The following is a 16,804-nucleotide window of genomic DNA, read 5'->3' on the forward strand; positions in this document are numbered from 1 at the left end:
GTTCTTCGCTCGGCTCATGAGCGTCCAACCAGCATGTTATGTGGTCAGTGCCCGGTCATTTTCTGATAAGACACTGTTAAAAATAAATACATTGGTTATATCGACTAACGTCGTATGGGATGAGATATGGACGAACAACAAGGTAGCGGAAGAGGGATTTTCTTCACCGTTTACCGACTACTCTTTGTGGTACTGAGTTTTGGGATTGGACTGTTTTTGACTCTCTGGGGCGGCAAGCTCCTCTCGCTAGGCGGCAGCGCCTGGTATCTGTTGGCCGGCCTGGCCTATCTGCTGATCGCCGTCGGATACGTCATCCGCAGTCGCTACGTCCTTCCTTTCGCTATCATTACCTTCCTGCTGACCCTCGTCTGGGCGCTCTATGAAGTGCAGCTGAGCTACTGGGGGCTGATTCCACGACTGGTGGTTCCCGCGCTGCTGTTGATGCTCGGCCTGTGGCTGGCCACGACGCTGCCGGTGAAACGCGCGCATGTCCGCTATGCCAACTGGAGCGCCTCGGCGATATTCCTCGCGCTGCTGGCGACGCTGGTCTCGGCATTTTACCCGCATGGCGGCATTCATCATGGCGTGGTCAAAGCCGCCGGCGATAACAAGCCGACCCTGGCTGCGCAAAGTGATAACTGGGAATTTTTCGGCCGTGACGCGTCGGGCACCCGTTTTGCGCCATATGACGATATTACCCCTGAGAACGTCAAGAACCTGAAGGTGGCGTGGACTTATCACACCGGCCGTCGGGTCACCGGCCCGGGGATTGGGGTGGATGAAAACACGCCGCTGCAAATTGGCGACACCCTATACTCCTGTACGCCGCTAAACGTGGTGACCGCGCTGGATGCGGATACCGGCAAAGCGCGCTGGCGTTTTGACCCGCACGCGCAGACCGCGGAGCACGTTACCTGCCGCGGCGTGGGCTACTATGACGTGCAAAGCGATACGTCGTTGAGCGCGCAAGAGAAGGCCAGCCCGGCGCTGCAGCAGTGTCCGCAGCGGATTCTGGTGTCTACCGTCGACGCGCGTCTGCTGGCGCTCAATGCCAGAACCGGCGAACTGTGCGATGACTTCGGCACGCACGGCAGCGTCGATCTGAAACAGGGGATGGATAACACCGAAAACAGCAAACGCTACCATCCGACCTCCACGCCGGTGATCATGGGACACATTGCGGTGCTGGGCGGCTGGGTACGCGATATCGTACACGGCGAACCGTCGGGCGTGGTTCGCGCGTTTGACGTGCGCAACGGTAAAGTCGTCTGGGCCTGGGATGTGGGCCAGCCGGAAAATATTAGCGACCCGGAAAAGGGCCGCGTCTACACCCTCGAAACGCCTAACGTCTGGACGGTGCCCGGCTTCGATAAAGAGCTGAACCTGGTTTATCTGCCGACCGGTAACGGTCCGCCGGATTACTGGGGCGGCGATCGTAACGCGGCTAAAGAGAAATACGGCTCTTCCGTGGTGGCGGTGGATGCCAGCACTGGTGAAACAAAATGGGTCTTCCAGACCGTGCACCATGATATCTGGGACTACGATTTACCCTCACAACCGGTCCTTTTCCACATCAAAAATGACCAGGGTGAAGAGGTTCCGGTACTGATTCAGACCACCAAAACCGGGCAAATCTATGTGCTGGACCGTCGTACCGGCAAGCCGGTGACGCAGGTGGAAGAGCGGCCGGTCGCCCATGAAGGCGCTGAAGGCGAACATCTCTCCGCCACTCAGCCGTTCTCTACCGGGATGCCGCAGCTTGGCGTAGAGCCGCTGACGGAAAAATCGATGTGGGGCGTCACGCCGTTTGACCAGCTGATGTGCCGTATTGACTTCAAAGAGTCGACCTATCTGGGAATGTATACTCCGCCATCAGAAAAACCGTATATCGAGTGGCCGAGCCTGCTGGGCGGCATGAACTGGGGCGGTATTTCAATTGATGAACGGACCGGCACGCTGTTTGTTAACGATATGCGTATGCCGTTGAGAATGTCGCTGGTGCGTCAGGAGGACATGGCGAAATACAAAGTCTCCACTGACGAAGTTCCGGGCTTCATGGGGACCGTGCGTCCGCAAATCGCCGGGCCATACGGCGGCGTGCGGATCGATATCCTGCAGTCCGCGCTGGGCGTGCCGTGTAATACGCCGCCGTTCGGCACCATGAGCGCTATCGACCTGAACAGCCGCCAGCTGATGTGGCAGGTGCCGATGGGTTCCGTGGAAGATACCGGTCCGCTGGGGCTGAAAACGCATCTGCACATTCCGCTGGGAATGCCGACCCTGGGCGGCCCGACCTCTACCGCTTCCGGGCTGATCTTCTTTGCCGGGACTCAGGATAACTACCTGCGTGCGCTGGACTCAGCCACCGGTAAAGAGCTGTGGCGCGCTCGTCTGCCGGTGGGGGCGGTGGCCGCTCCGCTGATCTATAAATCACCGAAGACCGGGAAAGAGTACGTGGTGATTTCCGCCGGCGGCGCCAGCCACTCGCCGGACGTGGGCGACGATATTATTGCCTATGCCCTGGAAGAGTAGCGGTCTGAGGCCGACCCGCTGCGTTAGCTCCCCCTGACGGGGAATACCAGTCAGTTTCACCGCTGACTGGTATTTTTTTGCTTATCGCGAAGTTACCTTATTTGGCTCAACAGGCTCGCGCGTTCGCTTAGCCGGGCTAAGCGGGCGACATCTGATGGCAGGCCACGTGGTGTCCTGCGGCGACCTCCCGTAGCGCCGGTATCTCGCGGCGGCAGCGATCGCTGGCCTGCGGGCAGCGTGAGGAGAAACGACAGCCCGGAGGCGGGTTCGCCGGATCGGGAATCTCCCCCTGTACGATGGCCAGCGGTTCGCCGTTCGGGTCCAGCGTCGGCACCGCCGCCAGCAGCGCCCGGGTGTACGGGTGCAGCGGCTGCGCAAACAGCGTATCGCGGCCGGCGGTCTCCACCAGCTGCCCGAGATACATTACCGCCACGTCGTCACACAGATGTTCCACCACGCCAAGGTCATGGGAGATAAACAGGAAGGTGACGCCGAGATCGTCGCGCAAATCGGAAAACAGATTGATGATCTGCGCCTGGATGGAGACATCGAGCGCCGAGATTGGCTCGTCGGCAATAATGAAATCCGGGTTGAGGATCAGCGCGCGGGCGATGCCGATACGCTGGCGCTGGCCACCGGAAAACTCGTGCGGAAAGCGGTTGTAATGGTGCGGCGCCAGGCCGCAGATGCGCATCACCGCAATCACTTTATCGTACAGCTCGGCCCGGCTACACAGCTGATGCTGCAACATGGCTTCGCCAATGGCATCGCCCACCCGAATCCGCGGATTGAGCGAGCTATAGGGGTCCTGAAAGACCAGCTGGATTTTCGGGCGCAGCGCCTGCATCTCCCGCGGCGAGAGGGTGGACAGCTCCCGACCCCGGTATTTCACGCTCCCGGCGGTCTTTTCATACAGCCCCAGCAGGGTGCGGCCGACGGTGGTTTTACCGCTGCCGGACTCGCCCACCAGGCCAAAAATGGTCCCCTGGCGAATCTTAAAGCTGACGCCGTCCACTGCCCGCAGCTGTCCGGTCTGCTGGCCAAATAGCCCATCGCGCAGCGGGAAGTATTTTTTCAAGCCATCCACTTCAATAACATATTCAGGGTTCATACGATGGGCTCCGCGAACGTAGGGTGAAAGCAGGCGGCCTGCCGGTGGCCCCCCAGTAGCGGGGGGATAGCGCGGCGGCAATGGGCGCTGGCGCGTTCGCAGCGATCGGCAAAGGCGCAGTACGGCGGCAGCGCGGCCAGATCCGGCACCTGGCCGGGAATCGAGTACAGGCGGCGACGTCGTTCACCGGGCACCGGACGCGAGGCGATCAGCCCCTGGGTATAGGGATGCTGCGGGCGACGTAAGATCTCGGCCGTCGGGCCGGATTCGACAACCCTGCCGGCGTACATCACCACCACCTGTTCCGCCATTTGCGCGATCACCCCGAGGTCGTGCGTGATCAGCATCATCGCCATCTGATGCGCCTGCGCCCGGTCGCGCAGCAGGCGCAGGATTTGCGCCTGTACGGTCACATCCAGGGCGGTCGTGGGTTCATCGGCAATCAGCAGCTTTGGCCGGCAGCTCAGCGCCATCGCAATCATGATGCGCTGCAACATCCCGCCGGAGAGCTGGTGCGGGTAGCTGTTCATCAGGCTGCCGGCGCGGGCTAAACCCACCTCGCTAATGAGATCCGTGGCATGCTGCCAGGCGGCCTTCGGCGATTCGCCACGGTGGCGAATCAGCGGTTCGCAAAGCTGCTCGCCGATAGTCAATACCGGGTTCAGGGCGGTCATCGGTTCCTGAAAAATCATTGCCAGCTGGTTACCGCGCAGGTCCGCCATTTTGCTCGCTTTCAGACGCAGCAGGTCTTGCCCGGCGAAGAGGATTTCACCGCTCTCAATGTGCGCCGCCTGGGGCGGCAACAGCCCCATTGACGCCATGGCGGTCACGCTTTTTCCGCAGCCGGATTCACCGACCACGCCGACGGTTTGCCCGGCGTGCAGAGTGAATGAGACATCCTGTACCGCCCGTACGCGCTGTTTTCCGGCGGCGAAAGAGAGCGAAAGGTGTTTAAAAGTCATTAACGGCGCGCTCATTTCAGCCTCTGTTTCATTTTGGGATCCATTGCATCGCGCAGGCCATCACCCAGCACGTTAATCGCAATCACGGTGATAAAAATGGCAACCCCCGGCGGCATCCACAGCCACGGCCGACGCTGGAAGTCGATCAGGCTGTTGGCGGCGTCCATCATGTTGCCCCACGAGGGGGTTGGCGGCACCACGCCCAGCCCCAGATAGCTCAGCGCCGATTCGCTCAGAATGGCATTCGCCACCGCCATGGTCGCCATCACCACGAGGATCGGAATGGTGTTGGGCAGCAGGTGGCCAAACAGACGGCGGCGTGCGGAGAGCCCCAGCACCTGAGTGGCCAGCATAAAGTCGCGCTCGCGAAGCGACAGGCACTGGCCGCGTACCAGCCGCGCCAGCTTCGGCCACTCCAGCAGGCTCAGCATGATCACCACCATGTAGACCCGCGCGTCCGGCGAGAAATCGAGTTCCGCTAACATCGCCCCGGCGACAATCAGCAGCGGCAGTCCGGGAATGGTCATCACCAGATCCGCCAGACGCATAATCAGCTTATCGGTCAGCCCGCCGACATAGCCGGACACCGCGCCGAGCAGATAGCCCAAAGCCACCGACAGCAGCATGGTGAGCAGCCCGATAATCAGGGAAATACGCCCGGCCAGCAGCAGGCGGGTATAGACATCGCGACCGAGGAAGTCGGTGCCCAGCCAGTGCCCGGCGCCCGGCGGCTTGTTAATCATCAGCGCGTCGGTCGCGTCATCTTTCCATGGCGACCAGATGGGCCCCAGCACGCACCACGCCGCCATTACCACCAGCAACACCAGGCATAACATCGCCAGCCGGTTGCGTTTCAGCGTCTGCCACGCCTGGCGCCACGGCGATGGCGCGATCTGCGCCAGCGCCGGGATCTCCGCTTTGCGCAGGCGGCGTTGCGTTGAAAACAGGGAGCTGAGCATCATGACCTCACTCGAATGCGCGGGTCGGCCCACGCGTACAGAACATCGGCGATCAGGTTGCCCAGGATGGTGAGCACCGCCAGAAACAGGGTAAAACCCATCAGGACCGGATAATCGCGGGCGGCCAGAGAGTCGATGTGAATGTGCCCCGCGCCGGGCCAGTTAAACACTTTTTCGGTGATGATGGCGCCGGAAAACAGCCCCGGCAGCTCAAAGCCGAGGAGGGTGATAATCGGCAGCAGCGCATTACGTAGCGCGTGTTTAAAGATCACCGTCCGTTCGCGCAGCCCTTTGGCGCGGGCGGTGCGGATAAAATCCATCTTTACCACGTCGAGCATGCTGGCGCGGAAGTAGCGCGTCAGGCTGCCGGCCTGCAGCATCACCAGCGCCAGCACCGGCAGCACCAGATGCGCGGCCACCTGCAGGAGATAGTCCCAGCCGCGGTCATCGCTGCCGGTGTTGGTCATGCCGCCGACCGGCAGCCAGTGCAGATCGACGGCAAACCACTTAATCAACAGCAGGCAGAGGAAAAAGGTCGGGAAAGACATGGCGGCAAAAACCGCCACGCTCACCAGATGGTCGAACAGCGAATTCGGTTTCATGGCCGACACCATCCCCACCGTCAGGCCAATCCCCCAGTAAAAAACCAGCGCAATGCTCGCCAGCAGGAAGGAGTTCCAGATGTACTGGTTCAGCAGCTGGCTGACCGGAATCTGGTACTGCAGGGAGAACCCCAGGTCGCCTTGCAGCAGCTGGCCGAGCCAGTGCAGGTAACGGGTGAACAGCGGCTGGTCGAGGCCGTAAATGGCTTTCAGTTCGGCGGCGCGGGCGGCGGTCAGCGTGATATTACCGTCGATAAAGTCACCGGGCGTTTTGGCAAACAGCATAAAGATGATAAAGGAGGCCAACAGCAGCATCGGCAGGGTTTGCAGCAGCCGTCTCAGGATGAAATTTCTCATGACACTCTCACATCAGCCGCCGGGAGTCCCCGGCGGCAGGCGTTTTTATTTGACGATTTTCACGTCCGGCAGGCTGCCGGTCAGACCGTTATAGATATCCGGTTTAAAACCGCTCACCCGGGCGCTGCTGGCAGAGAGAATTTCGCGGTAGCCGAGGAAGATAACCGGCGGGTCTTCCGCCAGCACTTTATACAGCTGGTGGTAGATCGGTTTACGCTTCTCGACGTCGAGCACCGAGTTGCCGGCGTTAATCAGCCGATCGACCTGCGGATTGTGATAGCCCGACTCTTTCGCTTCGCTACTGTAGAAGTCCCATACCCCGTCATGCGGGTCGTTCAACGTACTGGTGCTGAAGGAGGCGAGGTCGTAGTTGCCCGCTTTGCGCTGCGCCATCAGGGCGTTGAAATCCACAACCTGAGGTTTCAGCTGCACGCCAATCTGCTGCCAGTTCTCTTTGGCGATGGGGATCAGCGCATCGTTAAGCACCTTCTTGCTTACCAGCAGCGTGAGCTCCAGCCGTTTTCCATCCTTCACGCGGATGCCGTCCGGCCCCGGTTTCCAGCCGGCCTCGTCGAGCAACTTTTTGGCCTGTGCCGGATCGTATTGGTAGGGATTCACGCCGTCAGCGTTATAGGCCCATGAGATGGGGGCGATGGGTTCAATCGCCACCTTGCCATATCCCTGGTACACCACATCCACCAGCTTCTGGCGGTCGAGACCGTAGATTAGCGCCTGGCGGACTTTGGCGTCCTGCAGCGCCGGGCGGCGGACGTTGAATTCCACCTGGCTGTAGTCGCTGGAGCCATACAGATTGATATTGGCGAAGCCGAGCATTTTCAGCTGTTCAATATCATCCGGGCGCGAGGTAAAGGCGTCGTAATCGGTTTCCCCGGTCTGGAACAGCTGGAAATTGGTCGACGGGTTGGTGACGCGATAGATAAAGCGCGGCGTCGGCGGGGTGCCGCGGTAGAAGCGGCTGTTGGCGTGGAAACGAATCTCCTGGCCCGGAATATATTTGTCATAGACATACGGGCCGTTCCCCAGCGGTTTTCCATGCAGGCTGCGCAGATAGTCAAGCTGGCCGCGCTGGTAGCCTTGGCCATAGTAGGCTTTGGAGAGCACCGGGCCGCCGATTTTCGCCAGCGTCGTGGCCCCTGGCTGAGTGGTGGTCACCTGCAGCGTGAGCGGGTCGATGACTTTCAGTCCGCTGACGCTGTCCGCTTTTCCGGCCTTATATTCGGCGCCGCCGGCAATGTTGGCGAGGGTGATGTCGATATCGCCGTCATATTTCGGGTCAAGCAGAACGGTGAGGGTAAAGGCGACGTCTTCCGCGGTGAGCGGCGAGCCGTCGCTGAAGGTCAGATTCGGCCGCAGCTTGATGGTATACACGGTGTTATCCGCGCTCACGGTCCAGCTTTCAGCCAGACCCGGCACCAGGTTGCCGTGGCTATCCCAGTCGATTAGCCGTGAAAAGATGACGTTAGTGACGTTTTCGTCCCAGCCGTTAACGAAGAAGTAGGGGTTAAAGATCCCCTGCGGCTCGGAAATGCCGGCGACGACGGTATCTTTGCGCAGTTTAGCCGCGGCCGGGATCTGGCTGACATCGCTGGCCGGGGTGATCCCTTCTTTTAAGATTTCATCGGCGCTGGCTGCAGAGGAAAATGCTACCGTGCTGCTCAGTAGGGCGATGTTAAGAGCAAGCGAGAATCGCGTTTGTTTGGTTTTTAATCCGTGCAGTAGTCTGGACAAAAGTGCTCCCTCATCAAATAATTGCGTTTAAATTTACAATTCATGACGAAAGATAAGAGGCGCGCCCCGGCCTGTCTAACAACGAAAAGATATGATTTATATCTAATCGTCATTAGCAAATAAGTGGAAATAAAATGCCACTTTTGTATTAAGTGGCAGTATTTTCCACCACAGGCTCCGTGCCCAGCGTCAGGCGATCCGCCACCCAGCCGTGCTGGTGCCATGTGCCGTCGTCAAACGGCTGCGGCAGGCGTACGCGCAGCTGGCCGATGACCCGTCCCTGGATTTGTTCACAGCTGGCGTGCAGCAGGCTGGCGCCGGTACCCAGCAACGAAGCAATATGCTGCAGGTTCGGTTCACAGCCGCTGCTGCCGTCAAAATGCAGCGTCACCAGCTGGGAGCCGGCGACCGGCGGGGCATTTTCGCCGGGGCGGCCATGATGCAAGGTGCGGGTCAAGCTGCGGGTGACGTCATGTTGCGGGTTGCCGAAAACCCGCCACACTTCGCCCTGTTCGATGATCTTGCCGCCCTCAAGCACCGCGACCCGGTCGCACAGGGTACGAATGACGTCCATTTCGTGGGTGATGAGGATGATGGTCAGCCCCAGGCGCTGGTTAATTTCTTTCAGCAGCTTCAGCACCGCGAGGGTGTTTTCCGGGTCGAGAGCGGAGGTGGCCTCATCGCAGAGCAGAATTTCCGGCTGGGTGACCAGCGCCCGGGCGATGCCGGTACGCTGTTTCTGCCCGCCGGAGAGTTTTGCCGGCCAGCTGTCGCGCAGGGCGCTCAGACCCACCAGCTCCAGCATCTCATCCACCCGTCGCTGCCTCTCCGCGCGCGGAACGCCGGCCATTTTGAGCGGCAGTTCCACGTTCTGCGCCACCGTTTTAGTCGCCATCAGGTTGAAGTGCTGGAAGATCATCGCCACCCGGCGGCGCAGATCCCGTAGCTGGGTACGTGAATAGCGCAACGTCTGTTCGCCGTGAATGACGATCTCGCCGCTGTCGGCGCTTTCCAGGCGATTAAACAGGCGCAACAGGGTGGATTTCCCGGCGCCGCTGCGCCCGATAATGCCAAAAATTTCGCCCTGGTAGAGCGTCAGGTCGATATCCTGCAAGGCCTGAACGCCGTTGGGATAGGCTTTGCCGACACCGGTCAGCTGAATATGCGGTACCGCAGTTTGTTCTAAAGTCACGCTGGTAAGCTCCGTCAGCCTTGAAATACCGGCAGCGCGAGGGCCGCCGGGCTCGTCCGGTTATCAGAAACCGGGGACAATTTTGCCTTGGTAGCGGGTCAAAATAAAATGGCGCACCGCGTCGGAATGCAGGGCTTTTGCCAGCTTCTGAATTCCCGGGTCGTTGAGGTTATCGGGGCGAGCGACCAGATACTCGACGTACAGATCGCTGCCTTTTTCCACCAGCAGCGCCTTGTCGGTGTCAATGCCGGCTTCCAGCGCATAGTTGGCGAAAATAAATGCCAGATCGACCTGGTTGACCGCGCGGGCCAGCATCGCCCCTTCCAGTTCACGAATTTTGAAATGGTGCGGGTTGGCGACGATATCCCGGGTTGCCGACTGCGGATCTTGCGGGTTTTTCAGGGCGATCAAACCCGCATCGCTCAGCATCACCAGCGCCCGTCCGGTGTTCACCGGATCGTTAGGGATTGCGATGGTGGCGCCATCCGGCAGCTCTTTGAGGGTTTTGTATTTGCTGGAGTAGGCGCCGAAAGGTTCGATGTGCACGCCCACTACCGGCACCAGCTGGGTGTGGCGCGTCTGGTTGTAGTTATCGAGGAAAGGGCGGTACTGGTAGTAGTTAGCATCAAGATGCTTCTCCGCCAGCTGTTGGTTGGGCTGAATAAAGTCGTTAAAAACTTTGATGTTCAAATCCACGCCCTGTTTGGCCAGCTCCGGCTTTACGAACTCGAGGATTTCCGCGTGCGGTACCGGCGTGGCGCCGACGGTCAGCGTTTCGTTGGCGGCCGCCGGTAAGGAGAAGAGGGCCAGCAGCCCGGCAGCGATAAGGGTCTTTTGCACTATGTTGTTCATTGTCTTTTCCTGGAAAAGTAGCGTGTCTTTGTTATTTGCGGCTCATGTACCGCACAAGGCGATCGCCGCTCATCTGTAAAATCTGTACTAAGGCGATCAGCAGCAGAACGGTGATGACCATCACGTCGGTCTGAAAGCGTTGATAGCCGAAACGGATCGCCAGGTCCCCCAGTCCGCCGCCGCCGATGACGCCCGCCATCGAGGTGTAATCCACCAGCAGGATGGCGGTGACCGTCACCGCAGCGACTAACCCTGAGCGCGATTCCGGCAACAGGGTGTGCCAGATCAGCTGCGCGGTATTGCCTCCCATTGACCAGCTGGCCTCCACCAACCCGTGGTCCACCTCGCGTAAGGCGGTTTCCACCAGCCGGGCGAAGAAGGGCGCACAGCCCGCCACCAGCGGCGGAATGGTGCCCTGCACGCCGAGGGAGGTGCCGGTGATCAGGGTGGTGACCGGGATCATCACGATCAGCAGGATGATGAACGGCAGCGAGCGCAGCACGTTGACGCAGAACGACAGCAGGCGATACAGCCGTGGGGCGTGCAGCAGCCGCGGCTGGCCGGTGAGATAGAGTACGATGCCCAGCGGTAGACCGATCAGCACGGTAAAGCCCAGCGACCAGCCCAACATGGTTAAGGTATCGAGGCCCGCGAGGGCCACGTCGTTCCAGTCGATATCGGCGAAAAACTCCAGCACGGTGGCCACCTCAGTTCCAGTCATGACGCTGGGGGCGAATGCCGTTTAAGACCCAGTTGCCGAGCAGCTGATATTTCCAGCGTACCGGATCGTGCAGGGTGTGAACCCGGGCATTCCGCCAGTGGCGATCGAAGTTGTGACTGCTGCTGGTGGAGCGGGTACCGCTCAGTTCAAACAGGCGGCTGGCGGCCTCCAGCGCGACTTCGGTGGTAAAGACCTTGGCCCGGGCGACGGCGATGGAGGCCTGGGCCACATTCTCTTCATTCAGGGTATGCCTGAACTGGTCCAGTACCTTGCCCGCCCGCTCCAGCAGCGCCTCGGCGGCGGCCAGCCGACTATCGATCTGCCCGATATGATAGATGGTGAGCGGATCTTCACTGGCGCGCTCGACGCCGGCATCAATCCACGGCCGGGCGAATTCGCGCACGAATGCGACCGTGTCGTTAAGGGCGGCGCGGGCGATCCCGGCATCTATCGCCGCGGTGGTCAACTGCGCGAACGGCCCGGCGAGAGTTGGCGTGGCATAGGATTGCCACGTCGGGAACAGGTGGAACGGCGCCACGGCGAGATCCTCCGCCAGTACCGTGCCGCTGGCGGTATTGCGCTGGCCGAGGCAGGCCCAGTCGTTGACCACCGTCAGACCGGCGCTGTCGCGCGGGACGAACGCCAGTTGGGCGCGATCGTCGGCATCGAGTGCGAGGATCCCGAGCCAGTGGGCGTACAGCGACCCGGTGCAATAGCCTTTCCGCCCGTTGATATACAGGCCTTCCGCGCGCCTTTCCAGCCGGGTACGGATATCGAGCACCGTTTTACCGCCGGTCTCCGAGAGGGCGTTGGCGAAGCGGTGGCCCTGTAAGACCAGATCAAAAAAGAAGGCCTGTTGTGCGGCGCTCCCCTGCAGGCGGATGTCTTCCAGCAGGCAATAATGGTTTTGCGGAATTTGCCCGAGCGACGGGTCGGCGGCGGAAACAATCGCAATCACCTGGGCCAGCGTGGCGGCGGAAACCTCGGCACCTCCCCATTGCTTCGGCACCGTAATCCCCCACAGCCCGCTATTGGAAAAGGCATCAATAATTTCCGGCGGCACCACGCCGCTGCGGTCGCGTTCCGCGGCGCCGGGTTGCAGCAGCCGGGCGATTTCATGGGCGACGGCAATGGCTTCTTCATCGCTGCGGATGACGTGCGCGTCCGGCGCATAGCGGGTGTAGCTGATAGGCTCTTTGCTCTCTGACATACTGATTTCTCGTGGTTAACTAAATAGCATATGCAAAAAATAGATAACTAAATAATCTATCATTCCAATAAGTTATATCTACAAAAGCAAAGGGTGTGCCAACTTCACGATTTTTTTTAGATAATTAAAATCAATGCGTTATGTTTTTACCGGCCGGCGCCGCTGCTGCAAAGGCAACTGCGGTGCATCGGCGCTGTTGCATTCACGACAGACGGAGAAGGGAACTTGCTGAAAACATCGTTATGTAGTGTGATATATAGCGAAATGACCATCTGGGGATCGAAATGAATCTGTTTATGTTTTATGTCGGCGGCAATGCGGGTAAATCAAATATTGAAGTGCATGACATTCAGTTTGTGGTCGCGCAAACCCCTCAGCAGGCCTGGCCGGCCCTGCGCAAGGCCTGGTTCGGCGATGCCGATAAAATTCATGTCGATGGCTACAGCCGGATTCGCTGGGCCGATGGCTATGATGTGACATTAGCCAAAGAGCCCGCCAGCGGCGGCCTGAAACTGTTTTTCATCAATGCCGGCGGCTATCGCCCGGATACGCTGGCGGAACTGCATGAGTTCGATCTGTTCGTGGCGCACGACGCGCGGGAGGCGAAAGAGAAAGCGCTGGACAAACTGCTCCGCGGCGCCCAACAGCAGCATAAGGATAATTTAACCGCGGTCGACGATTGCCTGCTGCTGGATAAGGTGGGCGACTGGTATCTGCATCTGACCCCCAACGCGGCAGGCGTCGCGGCGAAGCCCGAGTGGCAAGGCTATCAACCTATTGGCGTGTAGTGCCGCGCCCGCTCTGACGCCTGACACAAGATTGTGAAGGCGTCAGGGAAGCGGTTGCCAGAGCGCGTCCGGCTCGGCAAACCCCGTCTCGACCTCGGCGAAGAACCGGCTGGCATGCAGGCCATCAACAAAGGCGTGATTGAATTTGCCGGCGACCGGGATCAGGCCGTTTTTCAGTTTGCCCCAGGTGATGGCGGGCACCGCGGCGCCGACATAATATTCGGCGTGGGTGATTGCGCTGAAATGCAGCCATGGCAGGCAGCTTGCGCAGAAGAAATGTTCGCCGTCAACGAGCAGCGGCGCCGGATCGGCGGTTTTTGCCGCCGCAATATTCGGCGCTGCCGCCCGGCTAAAGGCGGAAAAATCACGGGCGTTGTCGCACCAGACCTGGCGAAAACCCTGCCGGGTCGTCATCACCGGGGTCATCACTGAAATCTCAGCGTATTCGATAATATCATCGCCCAGCAGACGTTGCTTGAGCTGAGGGACGGCGTTAGCTGCCCGTAATAGCGCATACAGCGCCAGCTGGAAAAAGGAGACCTGCCGGTCCCTGGCGCATTCATACAGGCGCTGCGCTTCTACCGGCACGCAGAGGTTAAAGCCGGGATTGGCAAAGGTGCGATAAAACGCGAAATGGTCTTTACGAGGCCAGTTTTCTTTGTCAATAAGACGATAGTGAGGCATGGCGGGCTCCTGGTCTGTAGGGGGGCAGAAATGACTATGCGACAATTTCAATCAGGTTGCCATCCGGGTCTTTGATCACCGCCTCATAATAGCCGTCGCCGGTAGTCCGCGGCGGGGAGACCAGGATCCCTTGCCCATCGGCGCGTTTCGCCAGCGCGTCGACCTGCTGCGCACCGCCTACGGCAATAGCCAGATGGACCCAGCCGGTGTGATTATTGTCCGCCGTTGCCTCGGTGAGACCCGGCTTGCTCATCAGTTCTATGGCAATATCGTCACCGATCTTCACAAAGTAGGATGTAAAACCGGGGTTGGTCCGGCTGCAATATTTTTCATTGATTTGGCCCTGAAAGAAATCGGTCCAGAAGCGGGCCTGCTGTTCAAGCTGGCGGGTCCATAAGGCGATGTGGGCGACTTTCATTGTAAACCTCGTTGTAGCGTATGTTGACAGACGCCGGGCAATGCGTGAACATGCTCTTTATTGCTCGGTTAAGGTTATTTCAGGAGTTATAATGCTCGATTATGCAGCTTTCCCACAGCAGCGACAAGCGCTTATTTGCCAGATTCTGCAGGAGAATGGTCGGGTGGTCTGTGCGGAACTGGCAATCCGCTTAAATGTCTCGGAGCATACAATTCGCCGGGATCTACATGAACTTAGCAAAGATGGCTTCTGTAAAAAGGTTTACGGCGGGGCGGTGATGAACCTGCCGGAGGCCGGAGATTACAGCGCGCGGAAAGACAAAAATGCGGCAACAAAAATCAGAATCGCGCAAAAATGCGCAAGACTGGTGAAACCCGGAGGCTGCATTTTTATCGATACCGGTACCACCAATCTGGCGATGGCGGAGGCCTTGCCCGCGGAGCTGGCGCTGACGGTGGTGACCAACTCACCGGAAATCGCCGCGGCGTTGCTGAAAAAACCGCTGTATGACGTGGTGATTCTCGGCGGCCAGGTTCAACGGGCCTCGGGTGGCTGCGTCGGGACTTCGGCGGTGGCCCAGCTGCAGGGCGTGCTGTTTGACCAGGGTTTTATCGGCGGCTGTGCGATGGCGCCGGAATCCGGCCTGACCGGGTTTGACTACGCCGATTGTGAATTCAAAAAAGCGGTGATTAAGCAGTGCAGCGAGATTATCGTCGGCCTGACCTCAGACAAGATCCCGGCGGTGGCGCGTTTCGTGGTGGCTGAAAGTAGCGCCATCGATGTGCTGGTGGTGGAAGAGAACGTCAGCCGGGAATATAGCGCCACGTTTCGCGAGCACGATATCCGGATTTATACCGTCTGAACGGGAGGAACGCCGCCGCATCTGGCGTCTCGTGACCGCTCGATCGACATATTGCCGGCAGGCTGCCGGCTCCACTTCAATGCTCTTTCGCGCTAAAACCGCAACAAAATTGTCAGTTTTATTAACGATTCCCATTCAGCCCGGCGGTGCTACACTAGCAAACTGTGATCTTTGTCATACCGTAATTCATACCGAGAAAAGAGACACTGCTATGCAACATATCATTGAGGGTTTCCTCAACTTCCAGAAAGAGATCTTCCCGCAGCGTAAAGAACTCTTCCGTAGCCTGGCCTCCAGCCAGAATCCGAAAGCGCTTTTCATCTCCTGCTCAGACAGTCGCCTGGTACCAGAACTGGTCACCCAGCAGGAACCGGGACAGCTCTTTGTCATTCGTAACGCGGGGAATATCGTGCCCTCATTCGGCCCTGAACCGGGCGGCGTATCCGCGACCATTGAGTATGCCGTTGTCGCCCTCGGCGTCACCGATATTGTTATTTGCGGCCACTCTAACTGCGGGGCGATGACTGCGGTCGCGACCTGCCAGTGTCTGGATTCGATGCCGGCGGTTTCCCACTGGCTGCGCTATGCCGATGCGGCAAAAGCGGTCGTGGAAAAGAGAACCTGGGATAGCGAAATCGATAAAGTGAATGCCATGGTACGTGAAAACGTCATTGCGCAGTTGAACAACATCAAAACTCACCCGTCGGTTGCCGTGGGCCTGCGTGATAAGGCCCTGCGCCTGCACGGCTGGGTCTATGATATCGAAAGCGGCGTCATCGGCGCGCTCGATAAGAATACCGGGACCTTCGTCTCGCTGTCTGAGAACCCTGACGTCTACTTCGCGTAATTTCGCTCTTCAGGGCAGGGAAGCCCTGGGTATCCGCGCCCCGCTTTTTTACTCTTCTCCCATCTTCGCTGTGGCTTTCCTGTCGCCTTCGGCATGCCGGGCCATCACCCGCGCATCTGCCATACTCATTACTGCTTTGCCATCGCTGCGAAAGGAGGGGGAATGATTAAGCTGTGTAAAACCTGCGGCACGTCATATGACGAAAGAAGTGCCACAATCTTACGCTGTAAGATTTGTGACGATGAGCGCCAGTATGTCCCGGCCAGCGGGCAGGCGTGGCTAGCCTTTGAGGATCTCATCAGCCGTCATACCAACGCCTGGCAGCAGCATCACCGCGCGCTGTTTAGCCTTACAACCGTTCCCCGGTTCGCCATCAACCAGCGCGCCTTTCTGCTCAGAACGCCGCAGGGCAATATTCTGTGGGATTGCATTGCCAACCTCGATGCCGCCACGCAGGCGTTGATAACTGCGCTCGGCGGTATCCATGCCATCGCGATTTCCCACCCCCATTACTACACCACCATGCAAGATTGGGCGGATGCCTTTGACGCGCCAATCTATCTGCATGCCAGCGATAGCGAGTGGATCGTGCGCCATAGTCCGGCGATTCGTTTGTGGGAAGGCGATGCGCTTGCGCTATGCCCCTCGGTACAGCTGTTGCGGCTGGGCGGGCATTTCGCCGGGGGAACCGTTCTGCACTGGCGTGAGGGCGATGGCGCGCTGCTGGTGGGCGACATTCTGCAGGTGACCCCCGGGGCGGACGCGGTCTCTTTTATGTGGAGCTACCCGAATATGCTGCCGCTGCCCGCGTCGGCGATTGAACACATCATGCAGCGCCTGGCCGGCGTGCAGTTTGCCCGCCTGTACGGGGCCTTCGCAGGGCAAAATATGACGGAAAACGCGGATGAAAGGGTACAGCGTTCCGCACAGAAATATCTCGCCTGCCTGCGTGGATAAC

Annotated in this window: 16 protein-coding genes; 5 read left to right on the top strand and 11 right to left on the bottom strand. The window is 59.2% G+C overall.

Annotated elements, in window-relative coordinates; translation table 11 throughout:
* Nucleotides 1–126: 126 nt before the first annotated feature.
* Nucleotides 127–2,532, top strand: coding sequence for a membrane-bound PQQ-dependent dehydrogenase, glucose/quinate/shikimate family (locus EDF73_RS19625; protein WP_132730732.1), 2,406 nt, complete (start codon nt 127–129; stop codon nt 2,530–2,532).
* A gap of 136 nt (nt 2,533–2,668) precedes the next feature.
* Here EDF73_RS19625 and EDF73_RS19630 read toward each other — a convergent pair whose 3' ends face one another.
* The 9 genes from EDF73_RS19630 to EDF73_RS19670 all read right to left on the bottom strand — a co-directional run bounded on the left by EDF73_RS19630 (nt 2,669) and on the right by EDF73_RS19670 (nt 12,247).
* Nucleotides 2,669–3,643 (bottom strand): oligopeptide/dipeptide ABC transporter ATP-binding protein, encoded by a 975-nt coding sequence (locus EDF73_RS19630; RefSeq protein WP_132730733.1) that lies wholly within the window; start codon nt 3,641–3,643, stop codon nt 2,669–2,671.
* Nucleotides 3,640–4,620 carry an ABC transporter ATP-binding protein gene (locus EDF73_RS19635; RefSeq protein WP_132730734.1) on the bottom strand — a complete coding sequence of 327 codons (981 nt, stop codon included), beginning with the start codon at nt 4,618–4,620 and terminating at the stop codon, nt 3,640–3,642. Before EDF73_RS19635 ends, EDF73_RS19630 begins: the two co-directional genes overlap by 4 nt.
* Nucleotides 4,617–5,567, bottom strand: a complete 951-nt coding sequence (gene opp4C / locus EDF73_RS19640; RefSeq protein WP_132730735.1) for an oligopeptide ABC transporter permease — start codon at nt 5,565–5,567, stop codon at nt 4,617–4,619. Before opp4C ends, EDF73_RS19635 begins: the two co-directional genes overlap by 4 nt.
* Nucleotides 5,564–6,523, bottom strand: a complete 960-nt coding sequence (locus tag EDF73_RS19645; protein WP_132730736.1) for an ABC transporter permease — start codon at nt 6,521–6,523, stop codon at nt 5,564–5,566. The genes opp4C and EDF73_RS19645 overlap by 4 nt, the downstream gene beginning before the upstream one ends.
* Before the next feature lie 45 nt (nt 6,524–6,568).
* Nucleotides 6,569–8,272, bottom strand: coding sequence for an ABC transporter substrate-binding protein (locus EDF73_RS19650; protein ID WP_132730737.1), 1,704 nt, complete (start codon nt 8,270–8,272; stop codon nt 6,569–6,571).
* Between the two features lie 148 nt (nt 8,273–8,420).
* On the bottom strand, nt 8,421–9,464 hold the full coding sequence (locus EDF73_RS19655; protein WP_132730738.1) for a methionine ABC transporter ATP-binding protein: 1,044 nt from the start codon (nt 9,462–9,464) through the stop codon (nt 8,421–8,423).
* A 63-nt stretch (nt 9,465–9,527) separates the two neighbouring features.
* Entirely contained in the window at nt 9,528–10,304 is a 777-nt protein-coding gene (locus tag EDF73_RS19660; protein WP_132730829.1) for a MetQ/NlpA family ABC transporter substrate-binding protein, read from the bottom strand.
* Nucleotides 10,305–10,347: 43 nt separating this feature from the next.
* A complete protein-coding gene (locus tag EDF73_RS19665; protein ID WP_243655239.1) occupies nt 10,348–11,022 on the bottom strand; it encodes a methionine ABC transporter permease in 675 nt (224 codons plus the stop codon).
* A gap of 1 nt (nt 11,023) precedes the next feature.
* Nucleotides 11,024–12,247, bottom strand: a complete 1,224-nt coding sequence (locus EDF73_RS19670; RefSeq protein WP_132730740.1) for an SfnB family sulfur acquisition oxidoreductase — start codon at nt 12,245–12,247, stop codon at nt 11,024–11,026.
* A 284-nt stretch (nt 12,248–12,531) separates the two neighbouring features.
* On the opposite strand from EDF73_RS19670, the gene EDF73_RS19675 reads away from it, so the two are divergent.
* The gene (locus EDF73_RS19675) at nt 12,532–13,035 is read left to right on the top strand and encodes a DUF1543 domain-containing protein (protein ID WP_132730741.1); all 504 of its coding nucleotides are present in this window, start codon (nt 12,532–12,534) and stop codon (nt 13,033–13,035) included.
* 42 nt (nt 13,036–13,077) lie between these two features.
* On the opposite strand, the gene EDF73_RS19680 is transcribed toward EDF73_RS19675, so the two are convergent.
* Nucleotides 13,078–13,719, bottom strand: a complete 642-nt coding sequence (locus EDF73_RS19680; protein WP_132730742.1) for a CatA-like O-acetyltransferase, family 1 — start codon at nt 13,717–13,719, stop codon at nt 13,078–13,080.
* 34 nt (nt 13,720–13,753) lie between these two features.
* Nucleotides 13,754–14,137 (bottom strand): VOC family protein, encoded by a 384-nt coding sequence (locus tag EDF73_RS19685; protein WP_132730743.1) that lies wholly within the window; start codon nt 14,135–14,137, stop codon nt 13,754–13,756.
* 91 nt (nt 14,138–14,228) lie between these two features.
* Here EDF73_RS19685 and EDF73_RS19690 point away from each other — a divergent pair, with 91 nt between their 5' ends.
* From EDF73_RS19690 to EDF73_RS19700, 3 genes are all read left to right on the top strand, one after another.
* On the top strand, nt 14,229–14,999 hold the full coding sequence (locus EDF73_RS19690; RefSeq protein WP_132730744.1) for a DeoR/GlpR family DNA-binding transcription regulator: 771 nt from the start codon (nt 14,229–14,231) through the stop codon (nt 14,997–14,999).
* Nucleotides 15,000–15,210: 211 nt separating this feature from the next.
* Nucleotides 15,211–15,846: a carbonic anhydrase gene (locus EDF73_RS19695; protein WP_132730745.1), complete on the top strand. Its 636-nt coding sequence runs from the start codon at nt 15,211–15,213 to the stop codon at nt 15,844–15,846.
* Between the two features lie 162 nt (nt 15,847–16,008).
* Nucleotides 16,009–16,803 (top strand): MBL fold metallo-hydrolase, encoded by a 795-nt coding sequence (locus EDF73_RS19700; RefSeq protein WP_132730746.1) that lies wholly within the window; start codon nt 16,009–16,011, stop codon nt 16,801–16,803.
* Nucleotide 16,804: the final 1 nt, after the last annotated feature.

Source organism: Klebsiella sp. BIGb0138, from assembly GCF_004342285.1.
GTDB lineage: Bacteria > Pseudomonadota > Gammaproteobacteria > Enterobacterales > Enterobacteriaceae > Klebsiella.

Excerpts from the sequence above, each read along its gene's own strand:
- EDF73_RS19685 (WP_132730743.1), bottom strand. The coding sequence starts at position 14,137 with ATGAAAGTCGCCCACATCGCCTTATGGACCCGCCAGCTTGAACAGCAG.
- EDF73_RS19635 (WP_132730734.1), bottom strand. The coding sequence starts at position 4,620 with ATGAGCGCGCCGTTAATGACTTTTAAACACCTTTCGCTCTCTTTCGCC.
- EDF73_RS19675 (WP_132730741.1), top strand. The coding sequence starts at position 12,532 with ATGAATCTGTTTATGTTTTATGTCGGCGGCAATGCGGGTAAATCAAAT.
- EDF73_RS19690 (WP_132730744.1), top strand. The coding sequence starts at position 14,229 with ATGCTCGATTATGCAGCTTTCCCACAGCAGCGACAAGCGCTTATTTGC.
- EDF73_RS19645 (WP_132730736.1), bottom strand. The coding sequence starts at position 6,523 with ATGAGAAATTTCATCCTGAGACGGCTGCTGCAAACCCTGCCGATGCTG.
- EDF73_RS19630 (WP_132730733.1), bottom strand. The coding sequence starts at position 3,643 with ATGAACCCTGAATATGTTATTGAAGTGGATGGCTTGAAAAAATACTTC.
- EDF73_RS19680 (WP_132730742.1), bottom strand. The coding sequence starts at position 13,719 with ATGCCTCACTATCGTCTTATTGACAAAGAAAACTGGCCTCGTAAAGAC.
- EDF73_RS19700 (WP_132730746.1), top strand. The coding sequence starts at position 16,009 with ATGATTAAGCTGTGTAAAACCTGCGGCACGTCATATGACGAAAGAAGT.
- opp4C (WP_132730735.1), bottom strand. The coding sequence starts at position 5,567 with ATGATGCTCAGCTCCCTGTTTTCAACGCAACGCCGCCTGCGCAAAGCG.
- EDF73_RS19695 (WP_132730745.1), top strand. The coding sequence starts at position 15,211 with ATGCAACATATCATTGAGGGTTTCCTCAACTTCCAGAAAGAGATCTTC.
- EDF73_RS19670 (WP_132730740.1), bottom strand. The coding sequence starts at position 12,247 with ATGTCAGAGAGCAAAGAGCCTATCAGCTACACCCGCTATGCGCCGGAC.
- EDF73_RS19625 (WP_132730732.1), top strand. The coding sequence starts at position 127 with ATGGACGAACAACAAGGTAGCGGAAGAGGGATTTTCTTCACCGTTTAC.